A 15,775-nucleotide genomic window follows, 5' to 3' on the forward strand; every position below is an offset into this window, starting at 1 on the left:
GCCCGAACCAGGAGAGAGCGGCCTGTTGCATACCTCACATAGACCTCCGCAAGGCGGTGTGCGCGGGAGTTGGCGATCCTGTCATGGGCTTTCTTGAGGGACTTGAGCTGTGCCTTTGTGACAGCCAGCTCCCTCTTGAACCTCTTGGAATCCTCTACGGCGCGGTCTGAGTTGACCTTGAGACGCTCACGGGAGCTGCGGAGGTGCTCCAACTCCTCAGCACGGACTATGAGAGTAGTCTATTGTTCAAGAAGGCGCTCCTCAAACTCGCGAAGACGCTCCTCGAGCTCAAGCAGGCGCTCCTCAAGGCGGGCTCTTTCGAGCGCTGCGATCCGTCGGATCTCACGGGCACGTTCCTCGGTAAGGCGGGCAAGCGTCTTGTAGTGTTCGAGGTCTGGATGCTCAGAGGACGTTGGCAGGACATCACGTGTCTTATGCATACTGAAGATGTCTTTCCTTGAGGTTGAAAAGCTCAGCGACACGCTCGGTATGCGCTTGCGGCGAGTGGTTCTTGCAGACGTAGGCTCTAGCCTGCTTGCCGAGCTTCGCACCTAGATCGGGATTGCTCACGAGGGTCAGAAGAACCCGTGCGTAGGAGGCAGCCATGTCGTCATCATCGGGGAGGGAGCGCAGCAGGATCCCTGTTTCACCGTCGATCACGACTTCCGAGATCCCGCCGACATCGGGTGCCACGACGGCAAGGCCGTAGCTCATCGCCTCGAGAATGGCGTTCGGTATCCCGTCATGCAGGCTCGTGTAGAGAAAGATCGAGAACCTGGAGAGCGGCAGCGCATCGAAGCCCTGGAAACGATCATGGTATCGAAGATTCGGCAGCCCCTCCAGACGGGTGCGATCAAACCCACTGAAGACGGATCCACCGAACACATCGATGCTGAGATCGGAGCCAAGGCTGCCGAGTTTCGACGCGATCAAGGGGAGGAGAGAAGGTCTCTTCTCAATGTCGAGGCGGGAGGCCCAAAGAATGCGTCGCCTTGCATCGGCATCACGCACGGGCAAAACGGCCTGAGCTTCGACCGGCGGAGGAAGAAACTGCCATTTTTGAGCTTGCACACCGAACCGATGGAGATCCTTCGCGATGATCGTTTTGCTGTCGCAGACGATCTTTGAAAGGTAATTGAGATTCTCGGAAAGAAGTCTAGTCTGGGAATAGACGGTCATCGCGTGACCGTCTTCCGTACGCTCGACATCGGCGAAGCGATAGTAGATGCACTCCCGCTCCTGTAGGACGATGCCGTACAGCGAAAGAAGCCGATCGGCAAAAGCGGACTGCCTCAGGTGAACGCGCGTGTCGGGCGCAGATGTTTCGATGATCTTCAACGCAAGCAGGCACCGCTGATCGATCGAAAGGGAAGGACAATGCAGGTTCATGTCGACAACGGTCGCGTTGGGCGGCAACCGATCCATCCACTGCACCGCCTTCAACTCCTCGCCGAGGATCACGAGAAAGTCCTTGACGGGGGCGATCCTGTACATCGCCTCTATCAGTGACAGGAGATACTTTTCCGCGCCGCCCCGGGAGAAAAATGGAACGATGAAGATGTCGCTGAAGGACCTGTCCCTGACGATATCGCATAAGGTGTAATAGGCCACGCCAAGCGGAGGAATCCCCATGCTATTCCCCATCGCCGGAACGCCCCGGTAGGTATGGAGGGAAATGGCCGGCTCTATGGCATTGGCCGACCGGATCATGGCCCGGACATGATCGCTGTCGAGTGGATCCTGCGGCGCTGCCCCGGCTTCTGCGGAGACAGCGGCTTCTGCGAACAGGCGCTGATGAGAAGATTCCGAGATCTCCAGGTAAGTCAGAGGCTTGAACAGCCGCGCAGGCGGGATTTGCCGGATCGAGAGAGCATCGGCCGACTTCAGGAGGCTGCCGGGCCTCTGGCGGTAGAACAGGATCGTATCCTTGACGGTATGGATGTTCAGTCCGGCACCGACGGCTTCAGCATTGAAATGCCAGTCTTCGTAAGCATAGCCTCGCGAAAGCCGGACATCCCTGTAGGGTATTTTGCGCAAGGCATCCCGATGCGCGCACACGCGAGAAATGTAGGGTTGCTTGTCGACAAAGGTCATCGGACTGACTTCGTCGAGCCCCGAATACCGGCATATAAATGCGCTTTCCCCGAAGGTGAAGACATACTCAGGAAAGTAGAGCGCCCTGGGGCCGAGCCTCTCGGCCTCCACATGAATATCATGGAAGTAATTACATGATAGCAGGTCGTCGGCATCTGCGGTGAAGACATATTCGCCGCGGGCTCGCTCGATGCCGGCATTGCGGGCAAGACCGAGCGAGCCATGATCGACGTCGATGAACTGCAGTCCGTTATAGGCACTGAAGTCGAACGACGATGCGACCTGGCGCGTGTCAGGATCCGTTCGGTCGAAGACGACGACGAGTTCGAGCCTGAGGCCTCTCGATCGCGCGTATTGCACAGCCTCGTCGAGGGACAGCAGCGTGCGCCTCAGGAAGACGGCTTCGCGGTGGACGTTCAGGACAATCGACGCGTGGAAATGGTGCTCGACCATTGAGGGGCCCTGACGGTATCCGATTCCGCGAATAGCGGCGCATTAAGCAATGTTCTTAAATGTGCCGGTACCCGTAACACAATCATATAGCATGTCGAGGTCGCAGAAGCCTTTTTCCAGGCGGGAGCTGGCGCGCAGGAGCCGGGCGGCGGGATGAGCGGCCATGAGAGCCCCTCCGGAACCTTGAGGCCTCTCGGCCGAAGCCTTGCGGCAATTTGGCCTAGCCTCCGGCCCAGCGATTGCCCTTACAACGCCACGCTTTCATCAGCCGGCTTCCGGGTTGTTAAGGCCCCATTAACCCTTTCACCCGGAAACTGTATTCATTGCCTCTCCTGCCTTTCCGGCCATAGCCATGAGCGACCTTCTCGTCAGTATCCGTCATGCCAAGCCCGAGGATGCGGCTTGCCTGTCCAAGGTCTTCGATACGGCCTGGCGAGAGGCCTACAGTGGCATCATTCCGGGCGTGACCCTCGAGAAGATGTTTTCCCGGCGCAGCGAACGCTGGTGGCGCTCCACCGTGTCCCGCGGGCGCCCGCTCGTGGTGCTGGATCTCGGCCAGGGGGCCGTGGGCTATGCGTCCTACGGCCGCTGCCGCGACCGGTCCCTGCCGGCGAACGGGGAAATCGACGAGCTCTACCTGCTGCCGGAATACCAGGGCATCGGCTTCGGGCGGCGCCTGTTCAAGGCCGTGCGCAACGACCTCCGCCACCGGGAACTCGACAGAACCGTGGTCTGGGCCCTGGAGGACAATGAACGCGCCTGCGCCTTCTACGAAGGCATGGGCGGGCAAAGCGTGGCCCGGGTGGAGGAGCGCGTCGGGGGAACGCCTCTTGCCAAGGTAGCCTATCTCTTCCGCTGACGGCATGTGCGCCCGGGCAGAGGCTTCTTTCGGCTAAAAGCCTTTAAATTTGGGCCCTCGGTCCTTGTTGCCGGAGCCTGCTCCGGCTAGTGAAGCGTCCAGCTTCGGGGGCGGCCGTCCGGCAATCGGGCGCAGCGCCGTTCCCAAGTCCAGCTTCTGCCGCATTTTCACCGGCGTCACGGCGTTCCCTTTCTGCACGGGGCGCCATGCCTGCGAGGATGCTCAGGCCTTGTTCCGGAGAACAGCTCTATGCGCCTTGACGCGATCAAGATTGGAAAGAACCCGCCGGACGACGTGAACGTCGTGATCGAAGTGCCGATCGGCGGCGAGCCCATCAAGTACGAGATGGACAAGGAATCCGGTGCCCTCGTGGTGGACCGCTTCCTCTACACCGCCATGCGGTATCCCGGAAACTACGGCTTCATCCCCCACACGCTCTCGGGCGACGGCGACCCCTGCGACGTGCTGGTGGCCAACACCCGCGCCATCGCGCCCGGCGCCGTCATCAATGTGCGCCCCGTAGGCGTTCTGGTGATGGAGGACGACGGCGGCCAGGACGAGAAGATCATCGCCGTGCCGTCAAGCAAGCTCACCCAGCGCTACGACCGGGTGGCGAACTACACCGACCTGCCCGAGATCACCATCAAGCAGATCGAGCACTTCTTCGAGCACTACAAGGATCTCGAGCCCGGAAAATGGGCCAAGATCATCCGCTGGGGCGATGCCCAGGAGGCCCGGCGCCTGATCGTCGAAGCCATCGAACGGGCCAAGAAGTAAGCTTCGCTCCATTCTGAAAAAGGAAGGCCGGGCGCTCTGCCCGGCCTTTTCGTTTAGGTTACTCGGCCGGAACCGGCGCCGCCGTGGCGGTGCTGCGGTATTCGCCCCAGGCCTGGCGCAGGATCTGCACCGCAGAGGACAGGAACAGCCCCGCCATGAGGCCCGCCACGATCAGGTCGGGCCAGGCGCTTGCCGTCAGCCAGACCGCGCCCGCTGCCCCGGTGACCACGATGTTGCCGATGGCGTCATTGCGTGAGCAGAGCCAGACCGAGCGCACATTGGCGTCGCCGTCCTTGTAGCGCATCAGCAGGAGCACGCTGGTGACGTTGGCAGCCAGCGCCAGAACCCCGATCACGCCCATGATTTCGGCCCGCGGCAGGCCGAGGATCAGCACATGGTAGAGGGTCGAGCCCAGCACCCAGGCGGCCATCAGCGACAGGCTCACCCCCTTGAACAGGGCCGCGGTGGCGCGGGTGCGCAGGGAGGCGCCGATCACTGCGAGGCTCAACCCGTAGGTGACCGTGTCGCCGAGGAAGTCGAGGGCGTCGGCCTGCAGGGCCTGCGAGCGGGCGAGGTGGCCGGCCACGATCTCGGTCACGAACATCGCCGCATTGATGAGGATCACGGTCCAGAGCACCCGCTTGTAGCGCGGATCGACCCCGTCGAAGACCGGCACGCCGCCATGGCAGCCGCAGGCCTCCTCCGCAGGGCCGCAGGAGGCCGGAGCGGCCTGCACCGTTTGGGGCGCCTGGATGTGATGCTCATCGTGGGAGCAGCACGCCCCGGACTGGTGGCCGCACGATCCGCTCATTCGATTCTCCCTTTTCTCCATCGCGAGAGGACCCTACAACCTCCAGCGACTAGAGGTTCAAGAGGAAAAATGACGAATCTGTCGATCGGGGAATTGTCGCGGCAGGTGGCCGTGAAGGTGCCGACCATCCGCTATTACGAGCAGATCGGCCTTCTCCCCTCGCCGCCGCGCACGGAGGGCCGCCAGCGCCGCTACGGGGCCGAGGACGTCTCGCGCCTCAGCTTCATCCGCCATGCGCGGGATCTCGGCTTCGAGGTCGAGGCGATCCGCGAGCTCCTGAGCCTGACGGCTCAGCCGGACCAGCCCTGCGAGCCGGCGGACCGGATCGTGCTGCGGCATCTCGAGAGCGTCGAGCGCCGCATCGCCCAGTTGGAGCTCCTGCGCACCGAGCTGCGGCACATGCTGGAGGATTGCCGGCACGGACCTGTGCGGGAATGTCGGATCATCCAGGTCCTGGCCGATCACGACGAGTGCCGCCACGAGCATGGGCGGGTGAGCTAGGGCGCCGGCAAGCCGGTCAGATCACGAAGAAGTCCTTGTGGCTGATCTTCAGGTTCTTGGACAGATTCGCGAACTGAATCGCCTTGGCCGAGCCCGACCCGTCCGGATCGTAGAACAGGGCGCCGCCCTGCTTGTAATAGAGGATCCGGTCGTCCTTGTCCTTGAACTGGTTGCCGGTGACGAAGGTCTTGCTCGACAGAGCTCCCTTCTCGATCTTGGTGAAGATCTTCCGGGACAGGTGGATGACGTCATCCTTCGGGCTGAAGTCCTGAATGTAGTCGAGATTCGTTCTTGCATGGGGCTTCTTGTCGAACACGAACACATCCTTGCCGGCGCCGCCGGCGAGAACGTCGTTGCCCAGCCCGCCGGCCATCGTGTCGTTGCCGATCTGACCGAAGATCTGATCGTTCCCGCTCAAGCCGAAGAACCGGTCGTTGCCGGACTCGCCGACCATCTGTTCGCCCTTCGCGGTGCCGTGGCGAACCAGCGGGGTCGTCTCGACGACGTTGCGCACGGAAATCGCGAAGGTCTCGGTGAAGACGCCGCCGTACTTGTCCTCGGCCTTGATCGCGATGGTGTGCCGCGGCGCCGTCTCGTAATCGAGCGCCTTCAACAGGACGAGTTCGCCGCTGCCGTTCAAGCCGAAGACGCCGTTCGAATCCAGGGCGAGGCTGTAGGTCAGAGCATCGCCGTCCGGGTCGGTCCCGCGGAGAGTTCCCACGGTAGAACTCGCCGCCCTGTCCTCGGACACGACAGCGCTCGACAGCGCAATATTGGTCGGGTTGCCGTTCGCAAGGGCGACGACCTTGTCCGAGAACTTCACCAGACGCACATCCTTGAGCGTGTCGGTGCCGTCCCGCCCTGCCTGCTTGTCCGTGAAGGAAACGGTCCCGTCGGGGTTGTTTGTTCTCGTGTAGTCCGTACTCGCACCGGAGAACACGGCCATGTCGTGGCCCGCGCCGCCATCGAGCGTGTCATTACCTCCGCCACCCTGGAGGGTGTCGTTTCCGCCATTGCCGACCAGCCGGTTGGCGGCGGTGTTGCCGATGAAGAAATCGGCGCCGGAGCCCCCCTCCAGGTGCGTGATCCCGATCAGGATGTCGACGCCGGCCCCGACGGTGATCTGGCCGTCGTCTCTCGTGAGATCGGCCTTCACCCCGGCAGAGCCGGAATAGCGAACCGTGTTGATGCCGCCGCCGCCATCGAGACGGTCGTTGCCGGCGCCACCCTCCAGCGTGTCGTCGCCATCGCCGCCCCCGAGCGTGTCGTTGCCCGCCCCACCCTGGAGGCTGTCGTTGCCGTGGCCGCCCACCAGGCTGTCGTTGCCGCTGCCGCCGTCGAGCGTGTCGGCCCCCTCGCCACCCGTGAGGGTGTTGTCGGCCGCATTGCCGGTGATCAGGTCCTTGAAGGCGCTTCCGGTCACGTTCTCGAAGGCGATGAGGGTATCGATGCCCTGCCCGCCGCCGATGGCCTGCGCGATAATCTTGCTGAGGTCGACCGTCACACCGGCGGTCGCATCGGCGTAATCCGCCGTGTCGATCCCGTCGCCGCCATTGAGGTAGTCATCGCCCAATCCGGCAGCAAAAATCTCGGAACCCGCTCCGCCCAGGGCGATGTCGTTGCCGCTTCCGAGCTTGATGATCCCGCCGGTCGCAGCCCCCTTGATGCCGTTGTAGAAATCGTCCCCGGCATCGAGATCCATGAGGACCGCCCCAGTCGCCCCGGACGTGGTCTTGAGCGTGCCCGTATTGGTGACCTGCTCGCTGCTGGCATTGCCCCGGATGGCGATGCCGGTGACGGCGATCGTGCCCTCGTTGACGACGGCGCGCGCCGTGCCCAGCAATTCGAGCCCGATGGCTTGGCCGGTGACGGTCCTGTTCTTCCGGATCAGGATGTGGTCCGTGTCCGTCGCCCTGATGGCCGCTCCGCTGCCGCCGGTTACGTCGACGTCGATCACGACCAGCTCGAACCCGGTCAGTTCGCCACTCGCGGGAAGAGGGTTGGCGGCATCGTAGACGACATTGGACATGGAGCACCCGCAGCTTGACGGTGGAGGACGCTCGAACCCTACATTATCACATACCTAAAAGGAATTACTCCAAGCCTTGGATTCGGAGGTACCTCTAAAGGGACTGGCCCTTCAGCAGGCGTGGCGGTTCGCGTCCGGTGAGGCCTGCCGCCTCGCGGATGAAGAAGCGCTTCAGGCCTGGCATCCGGTCGACGAGGCCGAGCCCCAGGTCGCGCACGAGGCGCACAGGCAGCACGTCGTTGGAGAACAGCCGGTTGAGCCCGTCCGTCACCACGCCCATGGCGGTGATGTCGGTGCGCCGGGCGCGCTCGTAATCGTCGAGCACATCGGCCGCGCCCGGATCCATGCCGAGCCGCATGGCATCCGTGACGATCTCGGCGAGGGCGGCGGCGTCATGCAGGCCGAGATTGAGCCCCTGGCCGGCGATGGGGTGGATCACATGGGCGGCGTCGCCGAGCAGCGCGAGACGCTCGGCCACGAAGGAGCGCGCCACCCCGAAGGACAGGGGAAAGGCCTGCGGCTTGGTCTCGAAGGCGAGCTTGCCGAGCTGCAGGCCGAAGCGGCGCTCCAGTTCGACGAGCAGATCCTCCGGGTTCGACTCCAGCAGGGCCGGCACGTTCTCGGCCCGCTCGGTCCAGACGATGGAGGAGCGATGCTGCACGGTGCCGTCTCCCTGCGGCTCGGGCTTCAGCGGCAGGATCGCGAACGGGCCGGAGGGCAGGAAATGCTCCACGGCCTTGCCTTCGTGGTCGCGCTCATGGGCGATGGTCGCGACGATGCCGGATTGCTTGTAAGGCCAGGAGATCCAGCCGATGCCCGCCTGCTCGCGCAGGCGCGAGCGCCCGCCATCCGCGGCCACCAGCAGGGCGGCGGGCAGAACCTCGCCGCCGGTCAGGGCCACGTCGGTGCGGGGCCCCTGGACGGCGAAACCCTTGACGCCTTCCGGCCTGAGATCGACACCGGCCCCGCGGCAGGCCTCGAGCAGCGCAGCCGTCAGGTCGCCGGCTGTCACCATGTGAGCGAAGGGCTCGTTCCCGTTCACCTCGCCCGCGAAGGTCAGGAAGGTGGGGCGCACCGGATCCTGCAGGCGGCTGTCGGTGATCACCATGTCGAGGATGGGCTGTGCCTTCTCCGCAACGCTGTTCCACACGCCCAGCGCCGTCAGCATCCGCCGCGCCGCCGCCGCGATGGCATAGGAGCGCTTGTCGCCGTGCGGATCGCGCTTGAGGGCCGGATCGCACACGACCACGTCGATGCCCTCGGCGAGCGCCTCCTTCAGCGCCAGGGCCAGGGACAATCCGGCGAGGCCCCCGCCGGCAATGACGATGCGCGGTTGCGCCGAACCCGTTGCTGCGCTCATCGCGTTTTCTCCCAAGGCGGCTCCGGGCAACGCTACCCTCGGCGGCCGACAATGCGTGGATCGAGGAAACTCTCCGACCCTGAACGTTATAGGTGGGTGTCAGCCAATCATTGACCAGCGTCAAGCTTGACGTGTCGCGGCTGCTCCCCGATGGATGACCTTTCGTGATCACAGGATTTTTGAGGCCCATGTCCCGCGCTGTCACCGATCTCCTCTCCATCCTCGACCTCGAACAGATCGAGGTGAACCTGTTTCGCGGGCAGAGCCCCAAGAGCGGCTGGCAGCGGGTGTTCGGCGGGCAGGTGATCGGGCAGGCGCTGGTAGCCGCCACGCGCACGGTGGACGGGCGTCATCCCCATTCGCTGCATTGCTATTTCATGCTGCCGGGCGATCCCAAGGTTCCGATCATCTATGAGGTCGACCGCATCCGCGACGGCAAGAGCTTCACCACCCGCCGGGTGCTGGCGATCCAGCACGGCCAGGCGATCTTCTCCATGTCGGCTTCGTTCCATGTGGAGGAGGACGGCTTCGCCCATCAGGCCGAAATGCCGAAGGTGCCCGGGCCCGATGAGCTTCCGAGCGAGGAGGAGGTGAAGGGCGGCCTGATCCTCAAGATGCCGGAGCCCATGCGCACCTATTACGAGCGCGAGCGCCCGCTGGAGATCCGGCCGGTCGAGATCAACCGCTACCTGTCCCGCGAGCCCGGCGAGCCGCGCTTCCATGTGTGGATCAAGGCCACGGGGCGCCTGCCGGACGACCCCGCGATCCATCAGAGCGTACTCGCCTACGCGTCCGACATGACGCTCCTCGACACGTCGCTCATCCCTCATGGGAGGACCGTGTTCGAGCCTGAGATCCAGCCGGCGAGCCTGGACCACGCCATGTGGTTCCACCGGCCGTTCCGGGCCGACGAGTGGCTGCTCTACGCACAGGACACGCCGAGCGCCGGCGGCGCCCGCGGCCTCTCGCGCGGGCTCATCTTCAGGCAGGACGGAACCCTGATTGCATCGGTGGCCCAGGAAGGCCTGATCCGCGAGCGACGCCGCTGACTTCGGCTGCCTAGAATTTCATCACACAGGCCACTTTCCAGCCAAATCCCCGCTGCCTCTTTTCGAGGCAGCGTTCTTTCGCCATGGCCGGCTAGGCTTGGCATGATCCTTGCATAAAGACCCCCGACACCCGGACCTGGAGCCGGGTTCACGTTGGAGCCGTCGCCCGCATTGTTCGGGAAGACGCAACAAAAGGGGGCCTGACCCATGAAGATTGTGATGGCGGTCATCAAGCCGTTCAAGCTGGAGGAAGTGCGCGATGCGCTCACCACCCTCGGCGTGCACGGCCTCACCGTGACCGAGGTGAAGGGATACGGGCGGCAGAAGGGCCACACGGAAATCTACCGCGGGGCCGAATACGCCGTGAGCTTCCTGCCGAAGCTGAAGATCGAGGTAGCCGTGCCGACCGAGCTGGTCGATCCGGTGATCGACGCGATCACGGCATCCGCGCGCACGGGCCAGATCGGCGACGGCAAGATCTTCGTCACCTCGCTCGAGAAGGCGGTCCGCATCCGCACGGGCGAGACCGACGGCGACGCCCTTTGATCCTCCATTCTTTGATTTTCCGAGGTTTTATCCGATGACGTTCCGTCCTCTTCTCCTGCCGGCGCTCGGTGCGCTGGGTTTAAGTCTCGCAGTCCTCGATCCTGCCCTGGCGCAGGACGCCGCGGCAGCCGCTCCCACGGTCAACAAGGGCGACACCACCTGGATGCTCGTCTCGACGATCCTCGTGATCCTCATGACGATCCCGGGCCTCGCCCTGTTCTACGGCGGCCTCGTGCGCACCAAGAACATGCTCTCCGTGCTCATGCAGGTCTTCGCGGTGTTTTCCCTCGTGTCGATCCTGTGGGTAACTTACGGCTATTCGCTCGCCTTCACGTCCGGCGGCGAGGGCCTGCTGGGCGCCATCATCGGCGGCTTCGGCAAGGCGTTCCTGGCCGGCGTGACCACGGATTCCACCGCCGACACCTTCACCAAGGGCGTGGCGATTCCGGAATTCACCTTCATCGCCTTCCAGCTCACTTTCGCCTGCATCACGCCGGCCCTGATCGTCGGCGCCTTCGCCGAGCGCATCAAGTTCTCGGCCGTGATGCTGTTCACCGGCCTGTGGCTGACCGTCGTGTACCTGCCCATCGCCCACATGGTGTGGTTCTCGGAAGGCTATCTCTTCGGCCTCGGGGCGCTGGACTTCGCGGGCGGCACCGTCGTTCACATCAACTCGGGCGTGGCGGGCCTCATCGGCGCTCTGCTCATCGGCAAGCGCATCGGCTACGGCCGCGACCTGCTCGCCCCGCATTCGCTGACGCTCACCTTCGTCGGCGCCTGCCTCCTGTGGGTGGGCTGGTTCGGCTTCAATGCCGGCTCGAACCTGGAGGCCACGGGCGGCGCGGCGCTTGCGCTGATCAACACGATCCTCGCCCCGGCGGCCGCAGGCCTCGCCTGGATGAGCGTGGAAGCCATGGCCAAGGGCAAGGCCTCCCTGCTCGGCATCGCATCCGGCGCTGTGGCCGGCCTTGTCGCCATCACGCCGGCCGCCGGCCTCTCCGGCCCGATGGGCGCCATCGTGCTCGGCCTCGTGGCCGGCGCGGTCTGCTACTACGCGGTCACCGGCGTGAAGAACGCGCTCGGCTATGACGACGCGCTGGACGTGTTCGGCATCCACGGGGTCGGCGGCATCCTCGGCGCCATCGGCACCGGCATCGTGGCGGCTCCGTCGCTCGGTGGCTACGGCGTCGGCGAGTACGCGATCGGCGGCCAGGTCTGGACGCAGACCATCGCCGTGCTGATCACCCTGGTCTGGACCGGCATCGGCTCCCTGGTGCTCTACAAGATCGTCGACGCCATCGTCGGCCTGCGCGTCACGCATGACGCCGAGCGCGAAGGCCTCGACCTCGCGGACCACGGCGAGCGCGCCTACAACTACTGAAGACCCCGCATCACCTGGAGCGATGCGGCAACGAAGCCTTCCAGAGGCTCCCACGGAAAAGCCCCGGCCGCACGCCGGGGCTTTTTTCTTCAGTGTCATTCCCGGCCGGAGTGAAGCGGAGGGGAAGGGAATCCATAGCGCTGAGCATGCGAGTGGATCCCCTTCCCTCGCCTGCGGCTCGCCGGAGATGACACCCGCGCCGTCATGGCCGCACTTGTTGCGGCCACCCACGTCTTCGACCCGCGGCAAAGACGTGGATCCCCGGGAAAGCCCAGGGATGACGCGGGGAGTCTCAGGGAAGTTAAATCTTACCCGTTCTTCACCAGCTGCCGCAGCTTCGCGCGGCGCGTTTCCTCCGGCTCCTGGAAATTGGACGTGCCGTAGAACTCGCCCTTGCTGTCCATCAGGAACAGGGTGGCCGAGTGGTCCATGGTGTAGCCGCCGTCGGTGGGCACCTTGCGGAAATAGATCTTGTAGGCGCGGGCGGCCGCCGCGATCTCCTCCTCCATGCCGGTGAGGCCGACGATGCGCGGATCGAAGGACGACAGGTACGTCTTCATCAGCTCCGGCGTGTCGCGCTCGGGATCGACCGTGATGAACGCCGCCTGCAGCTTTTCGCCATCTTTGCCTAAGGCGGCCATGTCCTGGGTCAGGTCGTAGAGCGTCGTCGGGCAGACTTCCGGGCAATGGGTGAAGCCGAAGAAGACCACGAAGGGCCGGCCCTTCAGGTCCTCCGCCGTGAACGGCTTGCCCTCGTGGCTCGTGAGGCGGAACGGGCCGCCGATCGGCACCTTGCCGGCGCTCTGCTGCTGGCCGGATGGAACGAGAAGCAGGCCCGCCGTGACGACGAGCACCAGGAGCCCCGTGGTGAAGACGAGGAAGGGTACGAGAAGGCGTTTCATGTTCATGGCTCGTCCTTTCCGCATCAGTGCTTGTGCTCGGCGGGAGCAGCCCCGCCCATGCCGCGCACGGTGTATTCCACCTCGACGGAGCCCGCCTTCTCGAAGGTCAGCGTTCCTTTCACGGTCTGCCCCTCCTTCAGCGGCTCCTTCAGGTCCACGAACATGAGATGGAGCCCGCCCGGCTTCAGCTCCACGGTAGCGCCGGGCTTGATCTCGAGCCCGCCCTCCACCGGCTTCATGCGCATGATGTCGCCGTCGAGACGCATCTCGTGCACCTCGACTTTCGACGCCAGCGGGAACGACCCGCCGGTGAGGCGGTCGGGAGCCGTGCCTGTGTTGGTGATGCGCAGGTATCCGCCGCCCACCTTGGCGCCGCCGGGGGTGGCGCGCGACCAGGGCTGATCGAGGGTCAGGGACCCGGCCTTCATGGCGGCCGGTGCAGCCCCTGGCGCGGCCGCGATCCTCACGCCGGGCGCGGGCGATTTCAGGCTGTGCGGGTCCTCGCCGGCGGCGGGCACTTGGGTCCATTCCTCCACGGCGCCGCCGCATTCCTGCACCACCGGGAAATACACCGTCGCGCCCGGCTGGTAGGCATCGGTGAAGCGCGCCTGGAACACGAACTCGTCGTAATGGGCATCGTCGAGGGAGCCGGTCCACACGATGTCGGTGACGCCCTCGGACACCGCCTCGCCATGGACCTCATAGGCGCGCACATAAGCCCCCTTGGCGGTCTCGAGCTTCCAGCCGGCCTTCGGCATGGGCTTGACGGCGACGATCCCCTCCGGGATCCGCACGCGCACCTTCAGGGTCGGCTTGCCTGCGCATCCATGCGGGATGCGTAAGATAGCCTTGTAGGTGGAATTGGGCGTCGTCTGCCCGGTCTCGAAGGTGACATGGGCGAGAGCGGGCGAGGAAAAGGCAACGAGGGCGGCAGCGAGCGCGCCGAGGCGGGAAGACGTCATGGATGGAAGTCCTTGCAGAACTGAAATCGAAAACCGGCGGTCAGCCGAGGCGCGGCGGCGCGCGCGATCCCAGGGGCAGGACGTTGGAGGTGAGGCGCAGGCGCGGCTGGTCGGCCGGACGGTCGCCCATGACGGCGACGGGGACGATCCGCTCGAGCACCACGGCCCCGGGAAGCGGCCCCGCCGGCCCCGAGCCGTGGCAGCTCAGGGTGCAGCAGAGATTCCCGTGAGCCTTCGCGGGCGAATGATCGGGCGCGGACGAGCCGTCCTGCAGGCAGATGATTCCCTGCGGCTCGGCAGCGGCAGCGGCAGCATGGACGGCGCCGCTGGCGGACAGAAGGAGGGCCTGCAGGACGAACGCATAGGCCATCACCACCGCAATCGCGGCGCGTGTCCAGCCCTGTGCGGAGGTCCTGCGTCTCATGCCGGGACACTGATCTTTCGCCGGTCGGACGTCAACCGCGCAAAAAGCCACTCCACGGTCCCCTCTCCCGTGTGGGAGAGGGGCAGGGGTGAGGGAATGACACTTCCCCAGCAAAGCGCTGATGTCTCAGCTGCAGATTGGACTTGGAGCGCGTTATCCGGCACCGGCCTGCCCTCACCCCGACCCTCTCCCAACCGGGAGAGGGAGGATGGACGGACGAGGCGCTTTTTCCCCAGCCGATGCACTTACGGTTAAAGGACCCTTAACCCGCCCGCGCTAGCATCCAGGCAATAGTGTCTCGTCCTGTTGCTTTTCAGAGTGGTTTGATGCGCGCGGCCCGCCGTTCTTCTTCCGCCTATGATGGCCTCTTCAGCGCCTTGAGAGCCTTCCTGGCCCGTCGGGCCCAGGAGCTGACGGGCCTGTGCCTGATCGCTGGGGCCGGCGCCGTCGCGGTGGCGCTCGCCACCTGGTCGGTCGACGACCCGAGCCTGAACAACGCCACGGATCTGCCCGTCCGCAACTTCATCGGATGGCCGGGCGCCATCGTGGCCGACCTGCTCATGCAGCTTCTGGGGCTCGGCGCCATCGCGGCCGTGCTGCCCCTGGCGCTGTGGGGATGGCGGCTCATGAAATCGGGCGCGCTCGGCCGCCTGCAGCTGCGCCTCGCCCTCTGGGTCATCGGCGCGGGCGCCGCGACGGCGCTCGCCAGCGCCCTGCCGCCGACCCAGAGCTGGCCCCTGCCCACGGGTCTCGGCGGCGTGGTCGGCGATGCGATTCTCGCCGGCGCGAAGGCCATCACGGGCCTGTCCAGCGGTTCGGCCAGCGCGGTTCTCGGCTTCCTGTTCGCCGGCATCGCCATCCTGAGTCTTTCCGCCGCCTGCGGCCTCGGCTCGGCGGACGAGAAGAGCCACGAGGAGCCGGAGGAGATCGAGGACCCCGTGCCGGTCCGGCGCCGCAAGCTCCAGGACTGGGACGAGGCCGAGGAAATCGGCCACGACGAGCCGGGCTGGGGCATCGTGTCCCTCGGAGCGCTGGCCCATGGGGCCATGAGCCTGCGCGCCGCCGCCCGCCGCTGGCGGGAGGGCCGGAACTCCGTTCCCGACGAGGAATACGAGGACGCCCCCGCGCCGCCCAGGCGCGCCGCCCGGCAGCCGGGTGTCCGCCGCGAGCCCGTTTTCGACGGCGCGCCCGCGCGGTCGCGGCCAGCACCGGCCGCCGTGCCCATGCACGATGACGACGAGGCCCCTTGGGACGAGGACGAGGCGCTCCCTCCCCTGGCCCGTCCGGCCGCCCGGCCCGAGCCTGCCCCGACCCGGGTTGCGCCGGCGCACACGGCGCCGAAACCCGGCAAGCGCATGGCGCGCGAGGCGCAGCCTTCGCTGCTGGATGAAGAGAACTATCAGCTGCCCCAGCTCGGCCTGCTCGCCGAGCCCAAGCGCCCGGCCGGTCCCACAATCTCGGCCGAGGCCCTGGAGCAGAACGCTGCCCTGCTCGAAGGCACGCTGGAGGATTTCGGTGTTCGTGGTGCCATCACCAAGGTCAATCCCGGCCCTGTTGTGACGTTGTATGAGCTTGAGCCTGCGCCTGGGACGAAGTCGTCGCGGGTGATCTCGCTCGCCGACGACAT

At 65.4% G+C, this 15,775-nt stretch carries 15 protein-coding genes; 8 read left to right on the plus strand and 7 right to left on the minus strand.

The window, feature by feature from the left end; all coding sequences use genetic code 11:
- Nucleotides 1-203: 203 nt before the first annotated feature.
- Nucleotides 204-461 carry a hypothetical protein gene (locus JAO75_RS22665; RefSeq protein WP_210340370.1) on the plus strand — a complete coding sequence of 86 codons (258 nt, stop codon included), beginning with the start codon at nt 204-206 and terminating at the stop codon, nt 459-461.
- Here JAO75_RS22665 and JAO75_RS22670 read toward each other — a convergent pair.
- Nucleotides 433-2,547: a glycosyltransferase gene (locus JAO75_RS22670; protein WP_199051483.1), complete on the minus strand. Its 2,115-nt coding sequence runs from the start codon at nt 2,545-2,547 to the stop codon at nt 433-435. The two genes, JAO75_RS22665 and JAO75_RS22670, sit on opposite strands and share 29 nt — an antisense overlap.
- Before the next feature lie 352 nt (nt 2,548-2,899).
- Between JAO75_RS22670 and JAO75_RS22675 the strand changes: the two genes are divergently transcribed.
- Both JAO75_RS22675 and ppa read left to right on the plus strand, forming a co-directional pair.
- Entirely contained in the window at nt 2,900-3,406 is a 507-nt protein-coding gene (locus tag JAO75_RS22675) for a GNAT family N-acetyltransferase (protein WP_199051484.1), read from the plus strand.
- Nucleotides 3,407-3,655: 249 nt separating this feature from the next.
- Entirely contained in the window at nt 3,656-4,183 is a 528-nt protein-coding gene (gene ppa, locus JAO75_RS22680) for an inorganic diphosphatase (protein WP_199051485.1), read from the plus strand.
- Between the two features lie 58 nt (nt 4,184-4,241).
- Here ppa and JAO75_RS22685 read toward each other — a convergent pair whose 3' ends face one another.
- Nucleotides 4,242-4,994: a cation efflux transmembrane domain-containing protein gene (locus JAO75_RS22685; protein ID WP_199051486.1), complete on the minus strand. Its 753-nt coding sequence runs from the start codon at nt 4,992-4,994 to the stop codon at nt 4,242-4,244.
- Between the two features lie 69 nt (nt 4,995-5,063).
- On the opposite strand from JAO75_RS22685, the gene JAO75_RS22690 reads away from it, so the two are divergent.
- The gene (locus JAO75_RS22690) at nt 5,064-5,495 is read left to right on the plus strand and encodes a MerR family transcriptional regulator (protein WP_199051487.1); all 432 of its coding nucleotides are present in this window, start codon (nt 5,064-5,066) and stop codon (nt 5,493-5,495) included.
- A gap of 16 nt (nt 5,496-5,511) precedes the next feature.
- Here the strand turns inward: JAO75_RS22690 and JAO75_RS22695 are convergent, their stop codons facing one another.
- Both JAO75_RS22695 and JAO75_RS22700 read right to left on the minus strand, forming a co-directional pair.
- Complete coding sequence (locus tag JAO75_RS22695; RefSeq protein ID WP_199051488.1) at nt 5,512-7,524, minus strand: M10 family metallopeptidase C-terminal domain-containing protein; 2,013 nt, start codon at nt 7,522-7,524, stop codon at nt 5,512-5,514.
- Between the two features lie 94 nt (nt 7,525-7,618).
- Nucleotides 7,619-8,884: a ubiquinone biosynthesis hydroxylase gene (locus tag JAO75_RS22700; RefSeq protein WP_199051489.1), complete on the minus strand. Its 1,266-nt coding sequence runs from the start codon at nt 8,882-8,884 to the stop codon at nt 7,619-7,621.
- 188 nt (nt 8,885-9,072) lie between these two features.
- On the opposite strand from JAO75_RS22700, the gene tesB reads away from it, so the two are divergent.
- The 3 genes from tesB (at nt 9,073) to JAO75_RS22715 (ending at nt 11,860) form a co-directional block, all read left to right on the plus strand.
- Nucleotides 9,073-9,933, plus strand: coding sequence for an acyl-CoA thioesterase II (gene tesB, locus JAO75_RS22705; protein WP_199051490.1), 861 nt, complete (start codon nt 9,073-9,075; stop codon nt 9,931-9,933).
- A 207-nt stretch (nt 9,934-10,140) separates the two neighbouring features.
- Complete coding sequence (locus JAO75_RS22710) at nt 10,141-10,479, plus strand: P-II family nitrogen regulator (protein WP_199051491.1); 339 nt, start codon at nt 10,141-10,143, stop codon at nt 10,477-10,479.
- Between the two features lie 34 nt (nt 10,480-10,513).
- Nucleotides 10,514-11,860, plus strand: a complete 1,347-nt coding sequence (locus tag JAO75_RS22715) for an ammonium transporter (RefSeq protein ID WP_199051492.1) — start codon at nt 10,514-10,516, stop codon at nt 11,858-11,860.
- Nucleotides 11,861-12,168: 308 nt separating this feature from the next.
- Here the strand turns inward: JAO75_RS22715 and JAO75_RS22720 are convergent, their stop codons facing one another.
- The 3 genes from JAO75_RS22720 to JAO75_RS22730 are packed head-to-tail and all read right to left on the minus strand — an operon-like array spanning nt 12,169 to nt 14,148.
- On the minus strand, nt 12,169-12,762 hold the full coding sequence (locus JAO75_RS22720) for an SCO family protein (protein WP_246742666.1): 594 nt from the start codon (nt 12,760-12,762) through the stop codon (nt 12,169-12,171).
- Nucleotides 12,763-12,785: 23 nt separating this feature from the next.
- Nucleotides 12,786-13,724, minus strand: a complete 939-nt coding sequence (locus JAO75_RS22725) for a copper chaperone PCu(A)C domain-containing protein (protein ID WP_199051494.1) — start codon at nt 13,722-13,724, stop codon at nt 12,786-12,788.
- A gap of 40 nt (nt 13,725-13,764) precedes the next feature.
- Complete coding sequence (locus JAO75_RS22730; protein WP_199051495.1) at nt 13,765-14,148, minus strand: hypothetical protein; 384 nt, start codon at nt 14,146-14,148, stop codon at nt 13,765-13,767.
- A 326-nt stretch (nt 14,149-14,474) separates the two neighbouring features.
- Between JAO75_RS22730 and JAO75_RS22735 the strand changes: the two genes are divergently transcribed.
- Nucleotides 14,475-15,775, plus strand: a 1,301-nt coding sequence (locus tag JAO75_RS22735) for a DNA translocase FtsK 4TM domain-containing protein (RefSeq protein WP_199051496.1), incomplete at its 3' end; no start/stop codon positions are given.

Source organism: Microvirga splendida (assembly GCF_016427565.1).
In the GTDB taxonomy this organism is placed as follows: domain Bacteria; phylum Pseudomonadota; class Alphaproteobacteria; order Rhizobiales; family Beijerinckiaceae; genus Microvirga; species Microvirga splendida.